At 61.0% G+C, this 21,360-nt stretch carries 19 protein-coding genes and 1 pseudogene; 12 read left to right on the top strand and 8 right to left on the bottom strand.

The features are described from left to right. Positions 1–134: 134 nt before the first annotated feature. Positions 135–2,708 carry a family 14 glycosylhydrolase gene (locus BN1134_RS18930; protein WP_052449495.1) on the top strand — a complete coding sequence of 858 codons (2,574 nt, stop codon included), beginning with the start codon at positions 135–137 and terminating at the stop codon, positions 2,706–2,708. Positions 2,709–2,737: 29 nt separating this feature from the next. Here BN1134_RS18930 and BN1134_RS13395 read toward each other — a convergent pair whose 3' ends face one another. Together BN1134_RS13395 and BN1134_RS13390 are read right to left on the bottom strand one after the other, a co-directional pair. Beyond that, on the bottom strand, positions 2,738–4,591 hold the full coding sequence (locus tag BN1134_RS13395) for a DUF3413 domain-containing protein (protein WP_042047822.1): 1,854 nt from the start codon (positions 4,589–4,591) through the stop codon (positions 2,738–2,740). A 33-nt stretch (positions 4,592–4,624) separates the two neighbouring features. Then, the gene (locus BN1134_RS13390; protein WP_042047821.1) at positions 4,625–4,855 is read right to left on the bottom strand and encodes a YejL family protein; all 231 of its coding nucleotides are present in this window, start codon (positions 4,853–4,855) and stop codon (positions 4,625–4,627) included. Between the two features lie 73 nt (positions 4,856–4,928). Between BN1134_RS13390 and yejK the strand changes: the two genes are divergently transcribed. The 5 genes from yejK (at position 4,929) to BN1134_RS13365 (ending at position 11,373) form a co-directional block, all read left to right on the top strand. Further along, positions 4,929–5,948 (top strand): nucleoid-associated protein YejK, encoded by a 1,020-nt coding sequence (gene yejK, locus BN1134_RS13385; RefSeq protein ID WP_042047820.1) that lies wholly within the window; start codon positions 4,929–4,931, stop codon positions 5,946–5,948. Positions 5,949–6,363: 415 nt separating this feature from the next. Beyond that, positions 6,364–7,545, top strand: coding sequence for a maltose/maltodextrin ABC transporter substrate-binding protein MalE (gene malE / locus BN1134_RS13380; protein WP_042047818.1), 1,182 nt, complete (start codon positions 6,364–6,366; stop codon positions 7,543–7,545). A gap of 72 nt (positions 7,546–7,617) precedes the next feature. Further along, positions 7,618–9,267: a maltose ABC transporter permease MalF gene (gene malF / locus BN1134_RS13375; RefSeq protein ID WP_042047817.1), complete on the top strand. Its 1,650-nt coding sequence runs from the start codon at positions 7,618–7,620 to the stop codon at positions 9,265–9,267. Between the two features lie 9 nt (positions 9,268–9,276). After that, entirely contained in the window at positions 9,277–10,167 is an 891-nt protein-coding gene (gene malG, locus BN1134_RS13370) for a maltose ABC transporter permease MalG (protein ID WP_042047816.1), read from the top strand. Positions 10,168–10,236: 69 nt separating this feature from the next. After that, complete coding sequence (locus BN1134_RS13365) at positions 10,237–11,373, top strand: ABC transporter ATP-binding protein (protein WP_042047814.1); 1,137 nt, start codon at positions 10,237–10,239, stop codon at positions 11,371–11,373. Between the two features lie 93 nt (positions 11,374–11,466). Here BN1134_RS13365 and ppk2 read toward each other — a convergent pair. Further along, positions 11,467–12,268, bottom strand: a pseudogene (ppk2, locus tag BN1134_RS13360) (polyphosphate kinase 2). 107 nt (positions 12,269–12,375) lie between these two features. On the opposite strand from ppk2, the gene BN1134_RS13355 reads away from it, so the two are divergent. Next, the gene (locus tag BN1134_RS13355; protein ID WP_042047812.1) at positions 12,376–13,188 is read left to right on the top strand and encodes an alpha/beta fold hydrolase; all 813 of its coding nucleotides are present in this window, start codon (positions 12,376–12,378) and stop codon (positions 13,186–13,188) included. 27 nt (positions 13,189–13,215) lie between these two features. Here the strand turns inward: BN1134_RS13355 and BN1134_RS13350 are convergent, their stop codons facing one another. Then, complete coding sequence (locus BN1134_RS13350; RefSeq protein WP_042047811.1) at positions 13,216–14,289, bottom strand: AI-2E family transporter; 1,074 nt, start codon at positions 14,287–14,289, stop codon at positions 13,216–13,218. Continuing rightward, complete coding sequence (locus tag BN1134_RS13345) at positions 14,290–14,523, bottom strand: sulfurtransferase TusA family protein (RefSeq protein WP_042047810.1); 234 nt, start codon at positions 14,521–14,523, stop codon at positions 14,290–14,292. Between the two features lie 113 nt (positions 14,524–14,636). Between BN1134_RS13345 and bepA the strand changes: the two genes are divergently transcribed. Beyond that, positions 14,637–16,088 (top strand): beta-barrel assembly-enhancing protease, encoded by a 1,452-nt coding sequence (gene bepA, locus BN1134_RS13340; protein WP_042047809.1) that lies wholly within the window; start codon positions 14,637–14,639, stop codon positions 16,086–16,088. Between the two features lie 37 nt (positions 16,089–16,125). Here bepA and BN1134_RS13335 read toward each other — a convergent pair whose 3' ends face one another. Continuing rightward, positions 16,126–16,617, bottom strand: a complete 492-nt coding sequence (locus tag BN1134_RS13335; protein WP_042047808.1) for a TlpA family protein disulfide reductase — start codon at positions 16,615–16,617, stop codon at positions 16,126–16,128. A gap of 70 nt (positions 16,618–16,687) precedes the next feature. Here BN1134_RS13335 and arsC point away from each other — a divergent pair, with 70 nt between their 5' ends. Together arsC and BN1134_RS13325 are read left to right on the top strand one after the other, a co-directional pair. Continuing rightward, positions 16,688–17,035, top strand: coding sequence for an arsenate reductase (glutaredoxin) (gene arsC, locus BN1134_RS13330; RefSeq protein WP_042047806.1), 348 nt, complete (start codon positions 16,688–16,690; stop codon positions 17,033–17,035). Beyond that, a complete protein-coding gene (locus tag BN1134_RS13325; protein ID WP_042047804.1) occupies positions 17,032–17,409 on the top strand; it encodes a DUF2069 domain-containing protein in 378 nt (125 codons plus the stop codon). Before arsC ends, BN1134_RS13325 begins: the two co-directional genes overlap by 4 nt. Here the strand turns inward: BN1134_RS13325 and BN1134_RS13320 are convergent. Continuing rightward, on the bottom strand, positions 17,406–18,047 hold the full coding sequence (locus BN1134_RS13320) for an acyl carrier protein phosphodiesterase (RefSeq protein ID WP_042047802.1): 642 nt from the start codon (positions 18,045–18,047) through the stop codon (positions 17,406–17,408). The genes BN1134_RS13325 and BN1134_RS13320 overlap by 4 nt on opposite strands. A gap of 355 nt (positions 18,048–18,402) precedes the next feature. After that, entirely contained in the window at positions 18,403–18,858 is a 456-nt protein-coding gene (locus BN1134_RS13315) for a CBS domain-containing protein (RefSeq protein ID WP_042047801.1), read from the bottom strand. A 233-nt stretch (positions 18,859–19,091) separates the two neighbouring features. On the opposite strand from BN1134_RS13315, the gene queA reads away from it, so the two are divergent. Then, the gene (gene queA / locus BN1134_RS13310; protein WP_042047800.1) at positions 19,092–20,141 is read left to right on the top strand and encodes a tRNA preQ1(34) S-adenosylmethionine ribosyltransferase-isomerase QueA; all 1,050 of its coding nucleotides are present in this window, start codon (positions 19,092–19,094) and stop codon (positions 20,139–20,141) included. Positions 20,142–20,212: 71 nt separating this feature from the next. Then, on the top strand, positions 20,213–21,349 hold the full coding sequence (gene tgt / locus BN1134_RS13305; RefSeq protein WP_042047798.1) for a tRNA guanosine(34) transglycosylase Tgt: 1,137 nt from the start codon (positions 20,213–20,215) through the stop codon (positions 21,347–21,349). The last annotated feature ends 11 nt before the right edge of the window (positions 21,350–21,360 follow it).

Here is a 21,360-nt window from a genome sequence, read left to right as displayed (position 1 = left end):
GGACGCCCCTTGCTTTATATATGCGGGTTGTGAGGGCTCTCACAGTTCGGGGAGATGAAAAGCCTACCAGATTTGCGCTTTGTGGCTGTCGGTGTGAGAAACGATGTTCACCGTATTAGCCAAGGATTTTTGCCATGACGTGGTCATCCCACTCCTTGCACCTCTGGGCCCATCTCGGGGCGTCAGTCCATCCACTTACCTTCAGCCAGGACGATCTGCGCGCGCGGCTCGAGCAGGCCCGCTTGCTGGGGATTGAGGGGGTTGTGGTGCCCATGTTGTGGCGCCATGTTGCGCCCGACCTGCCGGGGCAGGTCACAGAGCCGGCCGCCTGGCAAGGCGTGATGCGGTTGTGCCAGTGCATTGCCGATGCGGGGCTGAAGGTGATCCCCGAGCTGCATCTGGCCGCGGCAGGCATGGAGCATGACCGCTTGCTGCCGGATTGGCTGTGGGGCTGGGCCGGCGAGCAGCTGCCCGCCGGGGCAGCGGCGGAGCGACTCAAGTACCGCGATCGGCATGGCATCGACAGTAATCTGGCCGTCAGCTGGTGGGGGGAGGAGCAGGTTGCTCCTCTGATGGCGCAGTGGCTGCACACCTTTGCCGAGCAACTGGCGCCACTGGCTGAGGTGATCCCGCATCTGCAACTGGGGGTGGGGCCGCAGGGGCAGTGGCGCTATCCGGCGTTGGGGGAGGAGCCGTGGCCCCTGTTTGGTCGCTCGGGTCTGGATGCGCTGACGCAAGGCATGCTGGCGCGCTATGGGTCGGCGGCCGACTGGCAGGAGGCGTGGCAGCATGGCCAGCCGCTCGCCTCGCATGCCGCCTTGCGCGAGGCGCTGCTGCAACCGGGCGAGGTGGCTCGTCATGATGTGGCAACGTGGTTGCGCCACGGGCTGGCTGCGCAGGGGGGACGCTGGCTCAGCCAAGCCGACACCATCTTCACCGGGCCCTGGCAGCAGGCGAGCCTGGGCGTGCGACTCGCCTGCCACCTTGACGCGTCTGCCAGCGCCGATTACGGGGAGCCCGAGTCCTGGCTGCGCGCCGCGCTGCCCGCATCGGTAGCCCGCGAACGGCTGCGTATCTGGTTGACGGGGGCCGGGGAGGGGCTGCGTCAGGTGCCGCAGCTGGCTCTCTGGCAGCAGGCCTGTGAGGCCCAGGGCGTGGCCACCATGGTGGAGAACGTCGCCCCGCTGCCGGTGGACGATCATCCGCGCTGGGAGCACTTAATCGAATCGGCGCTGTACCGTGGTGATGGACATGGCTGGGTGTGGCGCGATCTGGATGGTGTTGCCGGAGGGGAGACGGTGGCGGCTCGCCTGCGGCAACTGGTGCGGCTGCGCAACGCCCGTGGTCAGGGGGAGCTGCTCAGGCGCAAGGAGTTCCGGGTCATGGGGCCGCTGCACCTTAAGGTGGGTAACCAGCGCCAGGTGTTGAGCGAGCAGGAGTGGGCCCGCTTCGAGGAGGAGGTCGGGGTGCTGCGCCGCCTCGGCGTCACGGCCATCTCCACCGATATCTGGTGGGGGCTGGTGGAGGGGCGCCAGGCGGGCTGCTTTGACTGGAGCTATTACGACCGCCTGGTCGATCTGCTCGAACGTCAGCAGATGCGCTGGGTGCCTATCCTCTCGTTCCACCAGGCCGGTGGCAACGTCAACGACGACTTTACCCAGACCATCCCGCTCTGGTTGTGGGGCACCTTGCTGTCGCGCCACCCCGAGCTGGCCTCGGTGCGCGAGCTGCAGTACGTCAGTGAGACCGGCGATGCCTCGATGGAGTACGTCTCCCTGTGGGCCGACGAGTTTGTGCTGCCGCACTATCGGGCCTTCATGAACGCGTTTCGTGAGCATTATGCGCCGCGCGCCGCCCTGATGGCCGAGATCAACATCAGCCTGGGGCCGGCCGGCGAGCTGCGCTACCCCAGCTACAACGCCCACGACTGGGGCAACTATCCGAACCGTGGCACCTTGCAGTGCTACAGCGAGCTGGCGCGGGCCGATTGGCGCGCCTATCTGGAGCAGCGTTATCAGGGGATTGCAGCCCTCAACTACACCTTCGGCACCCAGTTTGATGGTTTTGCCCAGATCCCGCTGCCGACGGCCGACTCCCTGTTTGACAACAAGGCCTACCTGCACTCGGCCTGGGGAAGGGAGTGCCTCGGCTGGTATCACGACGCCCTGATGGCGCATGGCCGCAGAGTGATGGCGTGCGCGCTGGATGTCTTCAGCGAGGAAGCGTGGTTGTCGGTGCCGCTGGGGATCAAGATCCCCGGCATCCACTGGGAGATCAGCGATCCGGATCAGCCCAGGGTGGCCGAGATCACGGCTGGCCTGCTGCGTCCGCACCCGGCTATGGGGCCGCGCAACCAGCGCGAGTATGTGCAGTTGCTCGATGCCTTGGTGCCGGCCGAACAGCGGGCTCGCATCGTGGTGCACTTTACCTGTCTTGAGATGCAAAACCGCCCCTATGAGGGCTATTCGCAGGCCGCCGATCTGGTCGGCTGGTTTGCCGAAGCGGCCCATGAGCTGGGGATCCGCCTGATGGGGGAAAACGCCCTGGCCGGTGAGCTGTACGATGCGGCGGGATGGTTACAGATGGAGAAGGCGCTGTCGGGCACGCCAGGGTTCGGCGGTTTGACCTTGCTGCGTATGCAGCACTTCTTCGATGAGGATCACACCCCGATCGAGCAGTTGCAGCGCCTGATCAACAAGTTCCATTGACGATGACGATCCCCCGCGGCTGCGGGGGATCACCGTTGCCGATAGAAGCGGTTCAGCTCGTTCATCACCTGCACCAGTACTCCCATATCGGGGTTGGTATGGGGGATGGGACGATAGTTGTCACGGCGCAGCAGCTCGAAGTCACCCTGGCGGTTGAAGTGGGTGATCACCTCTTTCTGATAGATGGCAAAATCCTGCCCATCACCACTGAGTGACCAGTTGCGCGGGGTGGGGGCATAGAGCCCCTGGCCGCTGGAGTAGTCCCGCACTGGGTTGCGTACCCCGAGCAGATCCTGCATCAGGGTCGGCACCAGATCGAGATGGCTGGTGTCTTGGGTGATCACCGCCGGTGCCTTGCCGGGCCAGGCGATGACCAGTGGCACCTGCACCTGATAGGTGGAGAAGTTGCTGCCGGCACCCCAGCTACTGCGGCGAGTTTCATTGAACTCCTGGCCATGATCGGCCGTGATCACCACCACCGTCTTGTCGAGCAGGCCGCTGCGGGTCAATTGTGCCGTGATCTGCTCAAGCAGTTGATCGACATAGAAGACGGCGTTCTTGTAGCGGTTCTCCAGCTTGGGCTGGTTCTCTTTGCGATAGGCGGTGGCCGGGTTGAACTGGGTCAGCTCGGGCTGGAACGGCCCCTTGAACTCGGATGGGGTCTCGTAGTGGCCCGCCGATGTGAGGTAAAGCAGGGAGAACCAGGGGCGCGCCTCGTTGCGGTTGCCCAGCCACTGTTGCCACTGGCCGAGCAGGCGGGCATCGTCATCGGCATCGCTGACGAACACCTGTTGGCGCAGACCGGCCAGCAGGCTCTTGCGGTAGGCCTTGACGTCGTGCAGCGGGCCGAACAGGCCAAACTGGTAATCCTGACGCAGCATCTCGTCAAACAGCAGGGGCGGGCGCTTCTCTTTGCTGATATCGGCCATGTAGTGGCCGGGCAGCCCGTAGAAGAGGCTGAACATGCCGGTGAGATCGCCATTGCCGCCGGAGAGGTGCGCATCGAAGCGTTGCTGCTGGGCGGCAAAACGTTGCAGGTTGGGCATGTTGATGTTGTTGAGCATGTCGTGGCGCAGGCCGTTGACCACCACGATCAGCAGATTCTTGGGCTCTTTGGCCGGCTCGACATTGAGGGCGTGCAGCGGGTAGCGCAGCCGCTCCTCGCTGCCCTCGTATTGCTGGGCCTCGGCCTGCTTCTCGTATTCGCTGAGATCCAGCCAGCCATGCTTGGCCAGGAAGTTCTTGGCCGTCATGGGGTAGGAGAGCGGGAAGTTGGATTTTTGTGCCGTGATCGGCTGATAGAGGGTGGCATCGGCCCAGCTGTTGACCAGGTGGGTCAACACGAAGCAGCCGAGCAGGATCAGACCGACATGGTTGCCGTACTGGCTGCGCTTGCGTTTGTTGATCTTGCGCCAGGTGTAGGTCGACAGCACCAGCTGGATGAGAAACAGGCTGGGGACGGCGATAAACAGCATGCTCCAGATCCCGCCCTCTTCGCTCTGGGCCTGCTCCAGCAGCAATGGCCACATCTGGCCGTTGAGGTGGAACTTGAACAGGCGAAACACCTGGGTGTCGATGAGTAGCAGCAACAGCGCCAGGGTGGCGACCACCGCGGCGCAAAAGCGCAGCACCTTCTCCTTGGGGAGCAGGAAGCTCAGGGGGAAGATGGTGAGCAGGTAGGTCATGAAGCCGAGGAAAGAGAAATGACCGACCCAGCTGACGATGAGGTAGAGCACGCCCAGAGTGGACGAAGGCCAGCTGATGGCGCCCAGATAACGGCTGGCGACCAGCATGGCCAACAGAATGTTGCAAAAGCAGAACCAATGTCCCCAAGTGATCAGGCGAGAGACATTGTCACGATAAGGGTTGCCGGTTTCGACCATACTCGTCCGTCAGGTGCTGGTTGGGGATGAGGTTCAGTGGGCCTGATTGTCCTGATCGACGGAGGCGGTCAGGGCCTGTACGAACTTCTCGGTAATGGCCTGGCGCTGAGCCGGGGCCAATTGCCCATTGATGATGTTGGTGGTGAGATTGCCCAGTACCATCAGGCTCAGATCCACCGGTGCCTTGTGCTGTTCCAGCACTGTGATGAGGTCGTTCATCAGGGCATCAAACTGTTCGGCTTTATACTTTGAAACGATGGGCATAATCTTGGGTTCATCTGCTGTCAAAGCGCCTTATAATACCCCACCCTCTTGGCTAACTCTATGGCTTTGTGACATGAGTCTCGATATCGATAAGATCATCCTTCATTCATTGCGGTTGGACGCGGAAGGCAGGCCCCTGGCGGATACGCGTGCTCAACCTCTGGTGGTTGACGACGCCGTGCAGGGGCTGATGGCCGAGCTGCACCGCATCTATAACGGTAAGGGCGGCAAGGGCTTTGGCTATTTTGCCGAGCCCGCCGAGGGGGAGGAGGCGCCTGACCCGCGTTTTTGCGAGGGGCTCACCGCCCTGCGGCAGGGAACGCTCGATTTTGTCCCCTTCTCGGTACAGCTCACCGAGCAGCTGGTCGAGACGCTGGCGCGCCACGAGCTTGACGAACACGGGGTGCTGCTGGTGGCCCGTTATCAGTATGTCGGGGTGGATTACCTGCTGTTGGCGCTGCTCGATAGCAAGGAGAGCGTGACCGTCAGCGATACGCTGGAGCTGCGCCACATCCAGTATCTCGACATCGGCAAGATGAACCTGGTGGCCCGGGTCGACCTGACCGAGTGGCAGACCCAGAGTGAGTCGCGCCGTTACGTCACCTTCAGTAAGGGAAGGGTGGGGCGCAAACTGGGCGATCTCTTTATCGAACTGTTCGGTATTCGTGAAGGGATGGATGCCAAGTTGCAAAATAAAGGGTTGTTGCAGGCCGTTGATGATTATTGCGAGAGCAAACAACTCCCCTCCGATGAGCGAACTGAATATAAAAAGCAGGTTTTCAAATATTGCAGCGAGCAGGCCAGCGCTGGTGAGGAAATAGAAATACGAGAGCTTTCTGCGGAATTACCGGGAGAGAATGATCTCGATTTTTATAGTTTTATTGGCGAAGAGTATCAACTCGAGGAACGTTTTCCCGCCGATCGTAGCACTTTGCGTGGCTTGACCAAATTTGTTGGCTCAGGTGGCGGGCTGACATTGAGCTTTGATCAAAAGTTGCTCGGCAGTCGAGTGTTTTACGACCCGCAAACCGACACCCTGACCGTCAAGGGGGTGCCGCCCAATCTCAAGGACCAACTGCTGCGCCACTCCTAGTGTGATGTGATCCTTGTCACGTTATTGGAAAAGCCACTCGGCCCCGGCGGCGAGTGGCTTTTTTCTACTGAAATCTGTTAGTTGGAAATTCCACAGGTGCTTTCACAACAAATTGTCAGAATGTGACGAGGTGAAAGGGTTTTCACCCCATTGAAAACCCTTTCACTAAGGTAATTAAGTTTCAGTTAAGTGTGATAATTACATTTTATAACGCAATTAATGTGCGGTGAGTCACGCAAAGCTGAAAATATTGAAAATGCTTTCATGACTTGCTGGAAGAAAATACGTAATTGCATTTCAAAAAATGCGAGATAGGTCATGTGAGGCGTTATTCGCTTCGGCTACTATGGCTTCGCACACACATGTATTTCACAGCGCGGAATGTTCTTCGCTGCTCAACGACAAGGAAAGGCTCATGAAAAAGACACTGCTGTCATCCCTGATCGGTCTGGCTACCCTGGGTGTTGCTTGCACCGCCTCTGCTGCCATCGAAGAAGGTCAGCTGACTATCTGGATCAACGGTGACAAGGGCTACAACGGTCTGGCCGAGATCGGTAAGAAGTTTGAAGCCGAAACCGGCGTTAAGGTGACCGTCGCTCACCCGGATCAGGTTGAAGTGAAGTTCCAGCAAGCTGCCTCCACCGGCAACGGCCCGGACATCTTCTTCTGGGCTCACGACCGTTACGGTGAGTGGGTCAAGGCCGGTCTGCTGGTTCCGGTGACCCCGAACGCCGCCGAGAAGGCCAAGTTCGAGCAGTTCGCATGGGACGCCATGACTGTTGACGGTAAGGTCTACGGTTATCCGGTTGCCGTTGAAGCCGTGAGCCTCATCTATAACAAGGATCTGCTGCCCAACCCGCCGAAGACCTTCGAAGAGATCGCCAAGATCGACGAAGAGATGAAGAAAAATGGCAAGCGCGCCATCATGTGGGCCTATGACACCCCGTACTTCAGCTACCCGCTGGTGGCCGCCAACGGTGGTTATGCCTTCAAGAAGACCGCCGCTGGTTATGACGTGAAGGATACCGGTGTGGCTAACGCAGGTGCTAAGGCTGGCGTTAAGTTCATCTCCGACATGATCAAGAACGGTCACCTGGAGAAGGGCATCGACTACGGTGTCATGGATGCCAAGTTCAACAAGGGCGAAGTGGCCATGATGATCAACGGTCCCTGGGCTTGGAGCAACCTGGACAAGAGCGGCCTGAAGTATGACGTGGCTCCGCTGCCGACCCTGAACGGCAAGCCGGCCAAGGCCTTCGTTGGCGTGCTGGGTGCCACCATCAACGCCGCCAGCCCGAACAAGGATCTGGCCATCGAGTTCCTCGAGAACTACCTGCTGACCGACGCGGGTCTGGCGCCGATGAACGCCGACAAGCCGCTGGGTGCCGTGGCGCTGAAGTCCTTCCAGAAGACCCTGGAAAGCGATGCCCGCATCAAGGCCACCATGGCTAACGCTCAAAACGGTGAGCCGATGCCGTCCGTACCGGAAATGAGCCGCTTCTGGTCTTCCTTCGAGACCGCACTGAAGAACGTGACCTCCGGTCGTCAAGGTGTTGACGAGGCACTGGATACCGCAGCGAAGCGGATCGTTCAGTAAATTGCACCACCTCGCGGGAGGCTGTGGCCTCCCGCTCTTTTCTCTCTCTTGGCGTTATAAAGGTTAATTGGCATGGAAGTAGTACCTTCTATCGAATCCTATGCCGGTCCGAAGAAAGACAAGTACGTCTGGCTAAAATGGACCATGGCGGCACTGGTTGCAGTGCTTAATGGTTATGCGGCCGTCATGATGTATGCCAGCGGTGAGTGGGTATTTGCTCTGCTCGACCTGGTCGTCGTCTCTGTCGGTCTCTATGTCTTCATGAACAAGAAGACCTATGCCCACCGTTATATTTTCCCCGGTGTGGCTGGCATGGTTGTTTTTATCATCTTCCCTCTTGCCTACACCATCGGCATCGCCTTCACCAACTACTCGGGCGCCAACCTCCTCTCGTTGGAGCAGGCCCGGGAGTTCCACCTTAAAAAAACTTACAAGGTGCAAGGCGGTGAGTATGATTTCACCCTGGTTAGTGGTGAAAACAATCAGTTTCAGCTGCTGCTGAAACAGGGAGACCAATCCTTTATCAGCCATCCGCTCAGTCTCATGGCCAACAAGAAGTTGGATGAGGCCCTCAAGATCGGTGCCGCCGATTCCGGCCTGCGCGAAGTGCCACTGTATCCTCTGGTTGAGGAGCGTGAGTTCAACGCCACCCCGATCCGTGAGATTGTGAATCATCGCAACGACTTGAGCCGTCTGAGCCTGGCTCTGCCGGGTGACATTCACCTGAGCATGAGCAGCCTGCGCAAGTTTGCCGCCCAGAAACCCCAATTCAGCCGCCTGCCTGATGGCGCTGTGCTGAAATCCGGTGTGGTCATCAAGGACGGTAACCTGCTGCGTGATAACCAGAGCGGTGCCCTGATGTTGCCGAACCTGGAAACCGGCTTCTATCAGTACATTGACGAGCAGGGCCAGTATGTTGGCCAGAGCGTTTCACCTGGCTTTGTGGTCAGCGTGGGCTGGAAGAACTTTGCGCGTATCGTCACCGATCCGGGCATCCAGGCGCCGTTCCTGCAAATCTTTGTCTGGACCGTGATCTTCGCCAGCTGCTCGGTGGCCTTCACCCTGGCTATCGGCATGGTGCTGGCCTGCTTGGTGCAGTGGGAATCGCTCAAGGGGCGTGGTTTCTACCGGGTCATGTTGATCCTGCCCTATGCAATACCGGCGTTCATCTCGATCCTGGTGTTCAAGGGGTTGTTCAACCAGAACTTTGGTGAAATCAACCTGTTCCTTGAGGCCGCCTTTGGCATCAAGCCGGATTGGTACACCAGTCCGTTCCTGGCCAAGGTGATGATCCTCATCGTTAACACCTGGCTTGGCTACCCCTACATGATGATCCTCAGCATGGGCTTGCTCAAAGCCATTCCTGAAGATCTCTATGAGGCGTCTGCCATGGATGGAGCCGGTCCGATCCAGAACTTCTTCAAGATCACCGTGCCGCTCCTGATGAAGCCGCTCACGCCGCTGCTGATCGCGTCGTTTGCCTTCAACTTCAACAACTTCGTGCTGATCCAGCTGTTGACCAACGGTGCCCCTGACATCATCGGCGCCACCACCCCGGCCGGTACCACCGACCTGCTGGTGAGTTACACCTACCGGATCGCCTTCCAGGGTTCGGGTGGTCAGGACTACGGTCTGGCCAGTGCCATCGCTACCGCTATCTTCCTGATTGTCGGCGCCCTCGCGCTGCTCAACCTGAAGCTGGCCAAAGCGGACAAGATCTAAGGAGAGACCATGGCTATCGTACAACCCAAATCGGTGAAGTATCGGGTCTGGGCTACTCACGCCTTCATGTGGGGGTTCCTGGCTCTGATCATCTTCCCGCTGATCATGGTCATCGCCATCTCTTTCCGGAACGGGAACTTCTCGGTAGGGGAGATCATCCCCTCCAACCCGACCCTGGATCACTGGAGACTGGCGCTGGGCATCTCGGTCACCAACGTGGATGGCAGCGTTACCCCGCCGCCGTTCCCGGTGCTGACCTGGCTGTGGAACTCCATCAAGATCGCGGGCCTGACCGCCCTGTTCATCGTGGTGCTCTCGACCACCTGCGCCTACGCCTTCGCCCGCCTGCGTTTTCGCGGCAAGGCAACCATCCTCAAGGGCATGCTGATATTCCAGATGTTCCCTGCGGTGCTGGCACTGGTGGCCATTTATGCCCTGTTTAACAAGATTGGCGACTACATCCCCTGGCTGGGCCTGAACACCCACGGTGGCCTGATCCTGGCTTACATGGGGGGGATTGCCCTGCACGTGTGGACCATCAAGGGGTACTTTGAGACCATCGACTCCTCCCTGGAGGAGGCGGCCGCCATCGACGGCGCAACCCCATGGCAGGCATTCCGCCTGATCCTGTTGCCCCTGTCGGTGCCGATCCTGGCCGTGGTCTTCATCCTCGCCTTCATCGGTTCCATTACCGAGGTGCCCATGGCCTCCATCCTGTTGCAGGATGTGGACAACCTGACCCTGGCGGTTGGGGCCCAGCAGTACCTCTACCCGCAGAACTACCTGTGGGGTGACTTCGCCGCGGCGGCCGTACTCTCCGGCTTCCCGATCACCGTCGTGTTCCTGCTGGCTCAGCGCTGGCTGGTCGGCGGCCTGACGGCGGGCGGCGTCAAGGGCTAATCTAATGCACTCCCGGCGGGGCTCCGGTCCCGCCGGCAAGGTTAAACGAATTTTTGAGCGGAGCCTGTCATGGCAGAAGTTGTACTGAAAAACGTTCGCAAGAATTACGACCCGGCCGTCCACAAGGACACCCTGCGCAACATCAACCTGGACATCCAGGAAGGCGAGTTCATCGTCTTCGTCGGCCCCTCCGGCTGTGGTAAGTCCACCCTGCTGCGGATGATCGCCGGCCTGGAAGACATCACGGGGGGTGAGCTCTCCATCGGTGGTCGTTACATGAACGACGTGCCGCCGGTAGAGCGTAACGTGGGGATGGTATTCCAGTCCTACGCCCTCTACCCGCACATGAACATCTACGAGAACATGGCCTTCGGCCTCAAGCTCAAGAAGATGGACAAGGCGACCATCCACAAGCGCGTGATGCGTGCCGCCGAGATCCTCGGCCTCGAGCCGCTGCTCGAGCGTAAGCCCAAGGCGCTCTCCGGTGGTCAGCGTCAGCGGGTCGCCATCGGCCGCTCTATCGTTCAGCAGCCGCAGGTGTTCCTGTTTGACGAGCCGCTCTCCAACCTCGATGCTGCCCTGCGCGTCAAGATGCGTATCGAGATTGCCAAGCTGCACAAGGAGCTCAACTCCACCATCATCTACGTGACCCACGACCAGGTGGAGGCCATGACCCTGGCCAACCGCATCGTGGTGCTGAGCCCGCTTAAGGGTGACGCCGAGACCAACCTGGAGCAGTTCGGTACCCCGCTCGAGCTCTACCACAACCCGGACAACAAGTTCGTGGCCGGTTTCATCGGCTCGCCGAAGATGAACTTCATCTCCGGTACCCTGGCCGAGATCGGCGAGCAGGAGTGTGTGGTCAAGCTGAGCAACGGCGATCAGGTACGTGCCTGCATCGATGCCCGCCGTGGCAAGGTGGGTGATACCGTCGAGCTGGGGGTTCGCCCTGAGCACCTGGTCTCCCTCGACCATCCGGATGCCAACAGCAAGGTGACGGGCATCGTTCAGGTGGCCGAGCATCTGGGCGCCGAGTCCTTCGTCTACATGGAAGTGGATGGCAACGACTTCACCGTCAAGGCCAACGCCGATGTGGAGGTCGAAGCCCAACAGGAGTTCACCGTCGGTATCCCTGCCGAGGCGTGCTACCTGTTTGACGACAAGGAGCAGGCGTTCCCGCGTACCGCCCGCTACAACAAAGTCTGATTACCCGGGCCCGGCTCTCCGGCCGGGTCCTACGCGAGTTCCAATGCAATCCACTCTTCTTTTACCGGCCCCTTTGGGCCGGTTTTTTATTGCCTATTCAAATTGTTCACACACATCGGGGACAAAGGTCTGGCTGGAGAGGGGCGGGCGCTCGTAGTCCCCCTTGTTGATGGGCGGCAGCTTGATCTTCTCGTACTTGATGCTCTGGTAGGGCACCTTGGAGAGCAGGTGGGTGATGCAGTTGAGACGGGCCCTGCGCTTGTCGTCGGCCTCGACCACGAACCAGGGGCTGTCCTGGGTGTCGGTGTAGGTGAACATGTCATCCTTGGCGCGGGAGTACTCGGCCCAGCGAGTGCGCGACTGCAAATCCATGGGGCTGAACTTCCAGCGCTTGATGGGGGTGTTGATGCGCTCCTTGAAGCGCTTCTCCTGCTCCTCGTCCGAGACCGAGAACCAGTATTTGATGAGGATGATGCCGGAGCGGATCAGCATCCGCTCGAACTCGGGACAGGCGCGCAGAAACTCGCGGTACTCCTCGTCGCTGCAAAAGCCCATGACCCGCTCGACCCCGGCCCGGTTGTACCAGGAGCGGTCAAACAGCACCATCTCACCGCCGGCCGGCAGATGGGCGGCGTAGCGCTGAAAGTACCACTGGGTGCGCTCCCGATCCGAGGGCGCTGGCAGGGCGACCACCCGACATACCCGCGGGTTGAGCGGTTCGGTGAGCGCCTTGATAACCCCCCTTGCCGGCGGCGTCGCGCCCCTCAAACAAGACGACGACCTTGAGCTTCTCCTGTTTGACCCACTCTTGCAGCTTGACCAGCTCCTCTTGCAGGCAGGCCAGCTGCTTGTCATAGACCTTCTTGTTGAGTCGTTTGTGTTTGGGCTTTTCCATCTGTGTTCTCCTTGGGGTGAACCTCTTTTCAGCATGCACCCGTTGAGGCCTGCACGAACAGATCGTTGTGATAAACTGCGCGCCCCATCACGATGGACGACACAGCGATGAAGAAACACAGCATGACGATCCGCGGGCGCCGGCTCGCCTATCTGGATGAAGGCGAGGGGCCGGTGCTGCTACTTGGCCACAGCTATCTGTGGGACAGCGCCATGTGGGCGCCGCAGCTCGATGCCCTCAAGGGGCACTACCGCTGCATCGTGCCCGAGTTGTGGGGCCATGGGGAGTCTGATGCCGCACCGGAGGGGGGCCTCACCCTGGCCAGTCTGGCGCGCGACCATCTGGCCCTGCTCGATGGCCTCGGCATAGAAGCGTTCACCCTGATAGGGCTGTCGATCGGCGGCATGTGGGGGCTGGAGCTGGCCCAACTGGCGGGCAGCCGGCTGCGCGCGCTGGTGCTGATGGACACCTTTGTCGGTCTTGAGCCGCAGATCCCCTGCCAGCGTTACCTCGGCATGTTGGCCATGATAGAGCAGGCTGGGGCGATTCCCGCTCCCGTCATCGAGCAGGTGGCGCCGCTGTTTTTCGCCCATCAGCCCGAGCCGGCTCAGCTGGCCGGTTTCAAGGCCCGTTTGGCCGCCTGGCCCGCCGATAAGTTGGCGGCCATGGTGGCGGTGGGACGCAGCTTCGTGACCCGCAGTGATCGCATGGAGTGGCTGGAGGTGCTCACCTGCCCGACCCTGGTGATGACAGGGAGCGAAGACAAGGCGCGCCCAGTGCTGGAGGGGTACCTGATGGCCGAGGCGCGCGGCTGCCGCTTCATCGAGATCCCGGGGGCCGGTCATATCGCCACCTTGGAGCAGCCGGCGGCGGTCAATCGCGCGCTCAGGCATTTTCTCGATGAGTGCCACCAGGGATGAAAAAGGGGAGCCATCGGCTCCCCTTTGTTACATGTTGAGGTTGGTGCCCCCCTCTTCGCGCCGTGGCCAGGCGTTGATCACTGCCTTGACCAGGGTGGCGAGCGGGATGGCGAAGAAGACCCCCCAGAAGCCCCACAGTCCGCCGAAGAAGAGCACCGCCACTATGATGGCGACCGGGTGCAGGTTAACGGCCTCGGAGAAGAGCACCGGCACCAGCAGGTTGCCATCGAGACCCTGTATCACGAGGTAGAGCACCATCAGCCAGGCAAACTCGGGGGTGAGCCCCCACTGGAACAGGCCGATCATGGCCACCGGCACCGTCACCACCACGGCACCGATGTAGGGGATGAGCACCGAGAAGCCGACGGCCACCGCCAACAGCACCGAGTAGCGCAGGCCGAGGAAGGCAAAGGGGAGGTAGGTGGCGACACCGACGATGAGGATCTCGACCACCTTGCCGCGGATGTAGTTGACGATCTGATCGTTCATCTCCAGCCAGACCCGCCGTGCCAGCGCCCGGTTGCGGGGCAGGAAGCGGCGCAGGCTGCCAAGCAGGCTTTGCTTGTCTTTGAGCATGAAAAAGACCAGCAGTGGCACCAGGATGAAGTAGATAAGCAGGGTGACGATGCTCACCAGCGAGCTGAGCGAGGCGGCGACCAGGCTCTCACCAAGGCCCAGGATGCGCTGGCGGATGATGTCAATGACGCTCTCGACCAGCGAGATGTCGACCAGCTCGGGGTACTTGTCCGGCAGGGTGCGCACGAACTCCTGGCTGTGAGCCAGCATGGTGGGGGCCTCTTTGGCCAGATTGACCCCTTGTACCACCAGGGTCGGCACCAGGCCAAGCAGCAGCAAGGCCATGCAGGCGATAAACAGCAGCACCACCAGCGAGGTGGCCAGCAGGCGTGAGAGGCCGAGCCGCTCCAGCCGGTGTACCGGCCACTCCAGCAGGTAGGCGAGCACCAGGGCGACCAGGAAGGGGCCGAGCAGATCGCCAAACCACCAGATGATGGCAAAGCCAAACAGCAGCAGCAGGAACAGGGCGACGGCGTCGGGATCGGAGAAGCGGGACTTGTACCAGCGTCTGATGACATCGAACATTCAGAGCGATTCCTTGTGGCAAAGTTGCACCCACAGCAGCAGGTGGGACGCGCACGCTTCGCGCGTGACACAGCGGTGGCCGAGGCGGGTCAGGTAGTGAGGGATGTCGCGACGTGAGCCCGGATCGCCTAGCCACAGCAGCAATTCGCGCTCGCCCTGAGCCTCACGCAACCAGAGCTTCACGCGCAGCAGCGGTTCGGGGCAGCGTAGCATCCGCAGATCCATCTCTACCATAGATACCCTCCAAAGCGGCAGCTTAGCACGCCCGCCCGGCGTGCTAAACAAGGCTTGTGGGCCCCCAATGGCGAGGGTATGCTGCCGGGGCCCATTCGAAGGAGAGAGAGATCGTGGCCAAGTTGACCCCCGCCTGCATTCCCCTGCTCATTGCCGCCCTGTGTGGGGCAACCCTGCCGGTGGCGGCCAACAATCAGTTGCCCGATATCGGTACGGCGGGGGTTGTCGCCCTGCCCATCGAGCAGGAGGTGCGCTACGGTGATGCCTTCATGCGTTTTGCTAGGGCCAGCCTGCCGATCATCGAAGACCCGGTGCTCGATCAGTACCTCAGCGATCTCGGTCAGCGCCTGCTGGCCAATGCCGATGGGGTGCGCTTTCCTTTCAGCTTCTTCCTTATCAACGATCCCAGCATCAACGCGGCGGCCTTCCTCGGTGGCCGGGTCAAGGTGCACACCGGTTTGTTTCTCTACGCCGAAACTGAGAGCGAGCTGGCCTCGGTGCTGGCCCACGAAATCACCCACGTGACCCAGCGCCACATCGCCCGTTACTTGGAGGCGCAGGCCAGCAGCTCGGCCATGACCCTGGCCGGCATCGTCGGCTCCATCGCGTTGGCGGTGATCAACCCGACCGCCGGGGTGGCGGCGCTACAGACCACCCTCGGCCTCTCGATGCAGTCGGCCATCAACTACACCCGCGACAACGAGTTTGAAGCCGACCGCCTCGGCATGAAGACCCTCTATGACGCTGGCTTCGATCCCATGGGGATGGCCAACTTCTTCCAGAAGCTGGCGGCCGAGTACCGCTATGCCAGCAAGCCGCCCGAGATGCTGCTGACCCACCCGCTGCCCGAGACCCGTATCTCCGAGGCCCGTGCCCGCGCTGCCAGCTACGGGGTGCGCAACAAGACCCCCAGCCTCGATTTTCTGATGGCCAAGGCGCGCATTCAGGTGCGTTACGGCAAGGAGGGGGCGGCCGGCATGCTGACCTACTTCGATGCCCGCCTCGCCAAGGGGGATTATGGCCTCAAGGATGCGGCGCTCTATGGCAAGGCGCTGGCGCTGGTGCAGCTCAAGCGCTATGACGAGGCCGACGGCATCATGAAGGCGCTGGCCGAGCGTCATCCGGAAGATCTCTTCGTGCTCGACACCCAGACCGACATCGATCTGGCCAAGGGACGCCACCAGCAGGCGATCGCCCGCCTGCAATCATTCCAGCGGCGTATGCCCGACAACGAGGTGGTGGTGATCAACCTGGCCAACGCCCTGCTCGAGAGCGGCCAGGCGCGCCAGAGCGTGGCGCTGCTCGACCCTTATGTGCGGGCCAACAGCGAGAACAACCTGGCCTGGGGTCTGCTTTCCGATGCCTATCGCAAGCTCGGCCGGATGACCGATCTGCACCTGGTGCGGGCCGAGACCCTGGCACTGCGCGGGGATTATCAGGCTTCGATCGACGAGATGGTGGTGGCACGCGGCACCACCAACGACAAGATGACGCTGGCGCGCATCGAGGCGCGCATCAGCGAGCTGGAGAAGGCACAAAAGGAGCTTGAGACGCTCAAGCGCTGACGTTCATCGCTAACAGGGGGCCGTCAGGCCCCCTGTTTCATTGGCGCGAAGAGAAGGTGGCCCAGGGCTCCGGGCGCGGCAGCGGGGTGAGCATGGTGGCCGTCAGCGCCTCGGCCTTGTGCGGCGAGATCTCGCCCGTGATGGTCTCTTGCAGCTCGCCGCTGGCATTGAGCAGGTAGCTGGTCGGCAGCGCCGAAGGCGCGGGGTAGGGCAGGGCCTTACCGGGCAGCGGCCGTACCAGCGTCAGCTCGGAGGGCAGGGTGGCGGCCTGCTCGAGCAGCGCGGCCTGGTTGTCGGCATCGTAGCTGACCAGCAGCACTTGCAGATCGTGCTCCATCACCATGGCCTGCAACAGCGGCAGCTCGCGCTGGCAGGGGACACACCAGGGGGCGTAATAGCTCACCAGCAGGGGGCGGCCGAAGTACTGGGTCAGCGCCGCCGGCTCGCCGTGCGCGGTTTCATACTGCTCAACCGGGCGACAGCCGCACAGCAGCAAGGTGGCCACAACTGCCCAACAGATTCGTTTCATTCCGTTATGTTTCTCCTCGTCTTTCCCCTACAATGGCGACCGTATTGGTAACCAGAACAGAGGTGTATGCATGAGCCAGGTCCGAATCTACCACAATCCGCGTTGTTCCAAGAGCCGTGAGACACTGGCACTGCTGGAGAGCCGGGGAATTGCGCCGGAAGTGACCCTCTATCTGGAGCAGGCCCCCGATGAGGCGCAGGTTCGTGAGCTGCTCTCCCTGCTTGGCTTTGCTGATCCGCGCCAGTTGATGCGCACCAAGGAGGAGCTCTACCGTGAGCTGGCGCTGGCTGAGCAATCCGGTGACGCGCTGATCCACGCCATGGTCGCCCATCCCAAGTTGATCGAACGCCCCATCGTCATCGCCAATGGCCGTGCCCGCATCGGCCGACCCCCCGAGCAAGTGCTGGAGATCCTGTGAGCACAGGGCAAGCGCGCATCCTGGCGCTGACCGGCTATCTGGGGCTGCTGCTGTGGGTGGTGCTGTGGCACGCCTGGCTGTCGCCCCATCCGGGCTTGCCGGGGCCGCTGCTGCCCACCATCTGGGGCGTGCCGCTGTTGTTTCCCCTGCGCGGTATCCTGGCCGGGCGTCCCTATACCCACGCCTGGGCCACCTTCATCTTGATGTTCTACTTCCTCCACTCACTGACCCTGCTGGTGGTCGATGAAGGGGAGCGCGCCCTGGCGCTGGTTGAGCTAGGGCTGACCGTGCTGGCCTTTGTGGGCTGCACCCTCTACGCCCGGTTGCGCGGCCGCGAGCTGGGGCTTGGCCTTAAGAAGTTGCGCACGCCCTAACCCCTCTGGCCGTGCATCTGAGCGGCCATCATCTCCTGGCGCAGCGCTTGCCCTGTCTGCTCGGTGTGCGCCAGTAACTGCGGATAGAAGCGCAGAAATCCCAATTCAATGTGTTGCCACCCCTGCTCACCCAGCGGCGCCAATGCGGCCGAGAGGGGAAGGGGTCGGCGCAGCCGTCGCCCTATGCCGTCGAGCGCCATGGCGATCCCCTCCCGGCTGGCATAACTCTCGAGCCAGCGCTGCTCGGCCATCCGGCGTAGCGCCAGCGGCAAGCCGTGGGGCAGATGTTCGGCATGATAGGGGCGGGCGGCGAGCAGAGCCCGGTAGTGGGCGTCGAGAAAATCATCCAGAGGACGGGGGCTGAAGCGGGTCCAGTGCCGTGAGAGCCAGTGGTCATAGAGCAGATCGACGACCACCGGGGCGAAGCGGCGCCAGGGGGCGGGGAACAGGGTGCAGGCCGCCTTGTGCTCGACGTGGGTGTCGGTGAAGCGGTCGATGTCGCGGTGCAGCCGGATCCCGAGTAACAGCTCGGGGGCGAGATCGCCGGCCAGTGGCCCCTTGACGAAGTCGCCGAGCAGGTTGCCAAGCGGCGAGGTATGGCTGTGTTCGGCCAGGTGGAGATGGGCCAGAAAATTCATGAAGCGGGCCTGCCAGACAAATGGGGCAAGGCTAGACGAAGCGGCGCGGGCTGACAAGCGGACAAAAAAATCCCGGCCTGAGGACCGGGTTTATCAACAAGGAATGGCGTTACAAAGTGCCGCAGGGCGGCAAAGACAAACTATGGGGTGTTGCAAATTTGCACACGAGGGAGAACGCGCCTGCGGGTGCACACTCCGCAGCCCGTTCTTCAGCAATCTTGCGGGGAGCATAGTAGTGTGAGCAGGATCACATTGCAATCATCTGTTGTAATAAATTTCTATAACTGAAACACTTTCAGCAAAACAGCGATTATTTAGTGCAAATATCACTCGTTATGTAATTTTATTACGTAATTTATAGATCAACTTCGCCTTCATCCGGCTCCCGCTCGGCCATGATCTCAAGCAGGTTGATGGCCACGGCCACAAAGTCAGAGTCGGTGACGATTCCAATCAGCTTGCCCCGCTCGACAATGGGCAGGCAGCCATATTTGTGACGTTGCAGATAGAGGGCCGCCTCCTTGATGCCGGCATGGGGATCGACCCAGGCCACATTGCGGGTCATGATCTCACCGAGTTGTACGCTGTCGGTGAACTCCTCTTCCTTGTCTCTGGTGGTGACAAACAGCTTGGACTCGCAGCTGGCCAGCACGTCACTCAAGGTGACCAAGCCGAGCAGACGCTCCTCGTCGTCCACCACCGGGATGTGGCGGATCCGCTCCTGGCCCATCAGGTCGATGGCTTGTTTCAGACTGTTTTCCGGCCCCAGAGTGAAGGGATGCTCGGTCATGATTTCGGATAGGGTGATCATGGTGGGCCTCCTCTCTTTCACTGCCGCCATTCACTTCACCTTACTCGTGCTAGGCCCGCTCAAATTGATCAGGGTCAAGAGTACTTGTTAATCCTTTGCTAACTCGCCGTGCTTCACAGAATGGGGCTGAAAGGCTTGCAAAGTGGCGCCGTCACGCTCTCGTCATGGCCCGATTTGGGTTGCCACGGCACGGGGGGATAACTAGACTAGCCGCCGATTCCCCGAGGTGTGTGATGCAAGTTTCTGATTTTCATTTTGACCTTCCGGACGAGCTGATCGCTCGTTATCCCACCGCCGTACGTACCGCCAGCCGTCTGCTGCAACTCGAAGGGCAGAGTGGCGAGCGCCGTCACGGCCAATTTGTCGACATTCTGGGTCTGCTCAATCCCGGCGATCTGCTGGTGTTCAACAACACCCGCGTCATACCGGCCCGCCTGTTTGGCCAAAAAGCCAGTGGCGGCAAGCTGGAGATGCTGGTCGAGCGGATCATCGATGAGCACTCGGTGCTGGCCCATGTGCGCGCCTCCAAGGCGCCCAAGCCGGGTACCCGGCTGATCTTCGATGGTGGTATCGAGGCCGAGATGCGGGCCCGCCACGATGCCCTGTTCGAGATCCACTTCCTTGACCCGCGCCCGGTGCTGGAGATCTTGGAGGCGGTCGGACACATGCCGCTTCCTCCCTATATCGATCGTCCGGACGAGGACGCCGACAAGGAGCGCTACCAGACCGTCTACAACGCCAAGCCCGGTGCGGTCGCGGCGCCGACGGCCGGCCTGCATTTTGACGAAGCGCTGCTCGCTCAGATCCGCGCCAAGGGGGTGGAGACCGCGTTTGTCACCCTGCACGTGGGGGCGGGCACCTTCCAGCCGGTGCGGGTCGACAAGATTGAAGATCACCACATGCACTCGGAATATGCCGAGGTGCCCCAAGAGGTGGTCGACGCCATCAATGCCACCCGCGCCCGCGGTGGCCGGGTGATCGCGGTCGGTACCACCTCGGTGCGTTCGCTCGAGAGCGCCGCCCGGGTGACTCAGGCCGAAGGCAAGCCGCTGGCGCCGTTTTTCAGCGATACCGACATCTTCATCTTCCCGGGTTACGAGTTTCAGGTGGTGGACGCGATGATCACCAACTTCCATCTGCCGGAGTCGACCCTCATCATGCTGGTCAGCGCCTTTGCCGGCTATGACAACGTGATGGCGGCCTATCGCGAGGCGGTGGCCGAGCAGTACCGTTTCTTCAGCTACGGGGACGCCATGTTCGTCACCCGTCGCCGCAGCCGCTGACCGTTTGGCGGCTGTCTTCGGGCGCAAGCCCACCCTGTCAGACTGTTTCTCTGGCTTTATCGAGGTAAGCGATGAAATTTGAACTGAAAACCACCGACGGGCGTGCCCGTCGCGGCCAGCTGGTGTTTGAGCGCGGCACAGTGCAGACCCCGGCCTTCATGCCGGTCGGCACCTACGGCACCGTCAAGGGGATGACCCCGGAAGAGGTGGCCGAGACCGGCGCCCAGATCCTGCTTGGCAACACCTTCCACCTCTGGTTGCGACCGGGGCAGGACGTGATGCGCAAGCACGGCGATCTGCACGACTTCATGAACTGGCATGGCCCCATTCTGACCGACTCCGGTGGTTTCCAGGTGTTCAGTCTGGGCGACATTCGCAAGATCACCGAAGAGGGCGTCACTTTCCGTCACCCCATCAATGGCGACAAGATCTTCCTCTCCCCCGAGAAATCGATGGAGATCCAGTACGATCTCGGCTCCGACATCGTGATGATCTTTGACGAGTGCACCCCGTATCCGGCCACCTATGAAGAAGCCCGCAAGTCGATGGAGATGTCCCTGCGCTGGGCCAAGCGCTCGCGCGAACGCTTCAATGAGCTGGGTAACAAGAATGCGCTGTTTGGCATCATCCAGGGCTCGGTCTATGAGCCGCTGCGCGATGTCTCCCTCGACGGTCTGCTTGAGATCGGCTTCGACGGCTACGCCGTGGGGGGGCTGGCCGTGGGCGAGCCCAAAGAGGACATGCACCGCATCCTCGAGCACGTCTGCCCGAAGATCCCGGCCGACAAGCCGCGCTATCTGATGGGGGTGGGCAAGCCGGAGGATCTGGTGGAAGGGGTGCGCCGCGGTATCGATATGTTTGACTGCGTGATGCCGACCCGTAACGCCCGTAACGGGCATCTGTTCACCACCGACGGCGTCGTGAAGATCCGTAACGCCAAACACCGTGAGGACACCAGCCCGCTGGATGCAGAGTGTGACTGTTACACATGTCAAAACTACAGCCGTAGCTACTTGCATCACCTGGACAAGTGTAATGAAATCCTCGGCGCCCGCCTGAACACCATCCACAACCTGCGCTACTACCAGCGCGTGATGCAAGGTTTACGGGACGCTATCGAGCAGGGTAAATTAGACGACTTTGTAACTGAGTTTTATCGTCGGCAAGGGAAGCCCGTTCCTCCCCTGGCAGAAGCGGCCAGCGAGTAAGGTCGTTTCGT

Origin of the sequence: Aeromonas simiae, assembly GCF_000820125.1 — a bacterium.
Classification (GTDB): Bacteria; Pseudomonadota; Gammaproteobacteria; order Enterobacterales; family Aeromonadaceae; genus Aeromonas; species Aeromonas simiae.
This window is presented reverse-complemented; position numbering and strand designations above follow the sequence as displayed.

Bases quoted from the DNA above. Each gene is read 5' to 3' on its own strand.
- yejK (WP_042047820.1), top strand. From the start codon at position 4,929: ATGAGTCTCGATATCGATAAGATCATCCTTCATTCATTGCGGTTGGAC.
- BN1134_RS13335 (WP_042047808.1), bottom strand. From the start codon at position 16,617: ATGAAACGAATCTGTTGGGCAGTTGTGGCCACCTTGCTGCTGTGCGGC.
- malF (WP_042047817.1), top strand. From the start codon at position 7,618: ATGGAAGTAGTACCTTCTATCGAATCCTATGCCGGTCCGAAGAAAGAC.
- BN1134_RS13355 (WP_042047812.1), top strand. From the start codon at position 12,376: ATGAAGAAACACAGCATGACGATCCGCGGGCGCCGGCTCGCCTATCTG.
- queA (WP_042047800.1), top strand. From the start codon at position 19,092: ATGCAAGTTTCTGATTTTCATTTTGACCTTCCGGACGAGCTGATCGCT.
- BN1134_RS13395 (WP_042047822.1), bottom strand. From the start codon at position 4,591: ATGGTCGAAACCGGCAACCCTTATCGTGACAATGTCTCTCGCCTGATC.
- tgt (WP_042047798.1), top strand. From the start codon at position 20,213: ATGAAATTTGAACTGAAAACCACCGACGGGCGTGCCCGTCGCGGCCAG.
- BN1134_RS13365 (WP_042047814.1), top strand. From the start codon at position 10,237: ATGGCAGAAGTTGTACTGAAAAACGTTCGCAAGAATTACGACCCGGCC.
- BN1134_RS13320 (WP_042047802.1), bottom strand. From the start codon at position 18,047: ATGAATTTTCTGGCCCATCTCCACCTGGCCGAACACAGCCATACCTCG.
- arsC (WP_042047806.1), top strand. From the start codon at position 16,688: ATGAGCCAGGTCCGAATCTACCACAATCCGCGTTGTTCCAAGAGCCGT.
- malG (WP_042047816.1), top strand. From the start codon at position 9,277: ATGGCTATCGTACAACCCAAATCGGTGAAGTATCGGGTCTGGGCTACT.
- BN1134_RS13345 (WP_042047810.1), bottom strand. From the start codon at position 14,523: ATGGTAGAGATGGATCTGCGGATGCTACGCTGCCCCGAACCGCTGCTG.
- BN1134_RS13315 (WP_042047801.1), bottom strand. From the start codon at position 18,858: ATGATCACCCTATCCGAAATCATGACCGAGCATCCCTTCACTCTGGGG.
- BN1134_RS18930 (WP_052449495.1), top strand. From the start codon at position 135: ATGACGTGGTCATCCCACTCCTTGCACCTCTGGGCCCATCTCGGGGCG.
- malE (WP_042047818.1), top strand. From the start codon at position 6,364: ATGAAAAAGACACTGCTGTCATCCCTGATCGGTCTGGCTACCCTGGGT.
- BN1134_RS13350 (WP_042047811.1), bottom strand. From the start codon at position 14,289: ATGTTCGATGTCATCAGACGCTGGTACAAGTCCCGCTTCTCCGATCCC.
- BN1134_RS13390 (WP_042047821.1), bottom strand. From the start codon at position 4,855: ATGCCCATCGTTTCAAAGTATAAAGCCGAACAGTTTGATGCCCTGATG.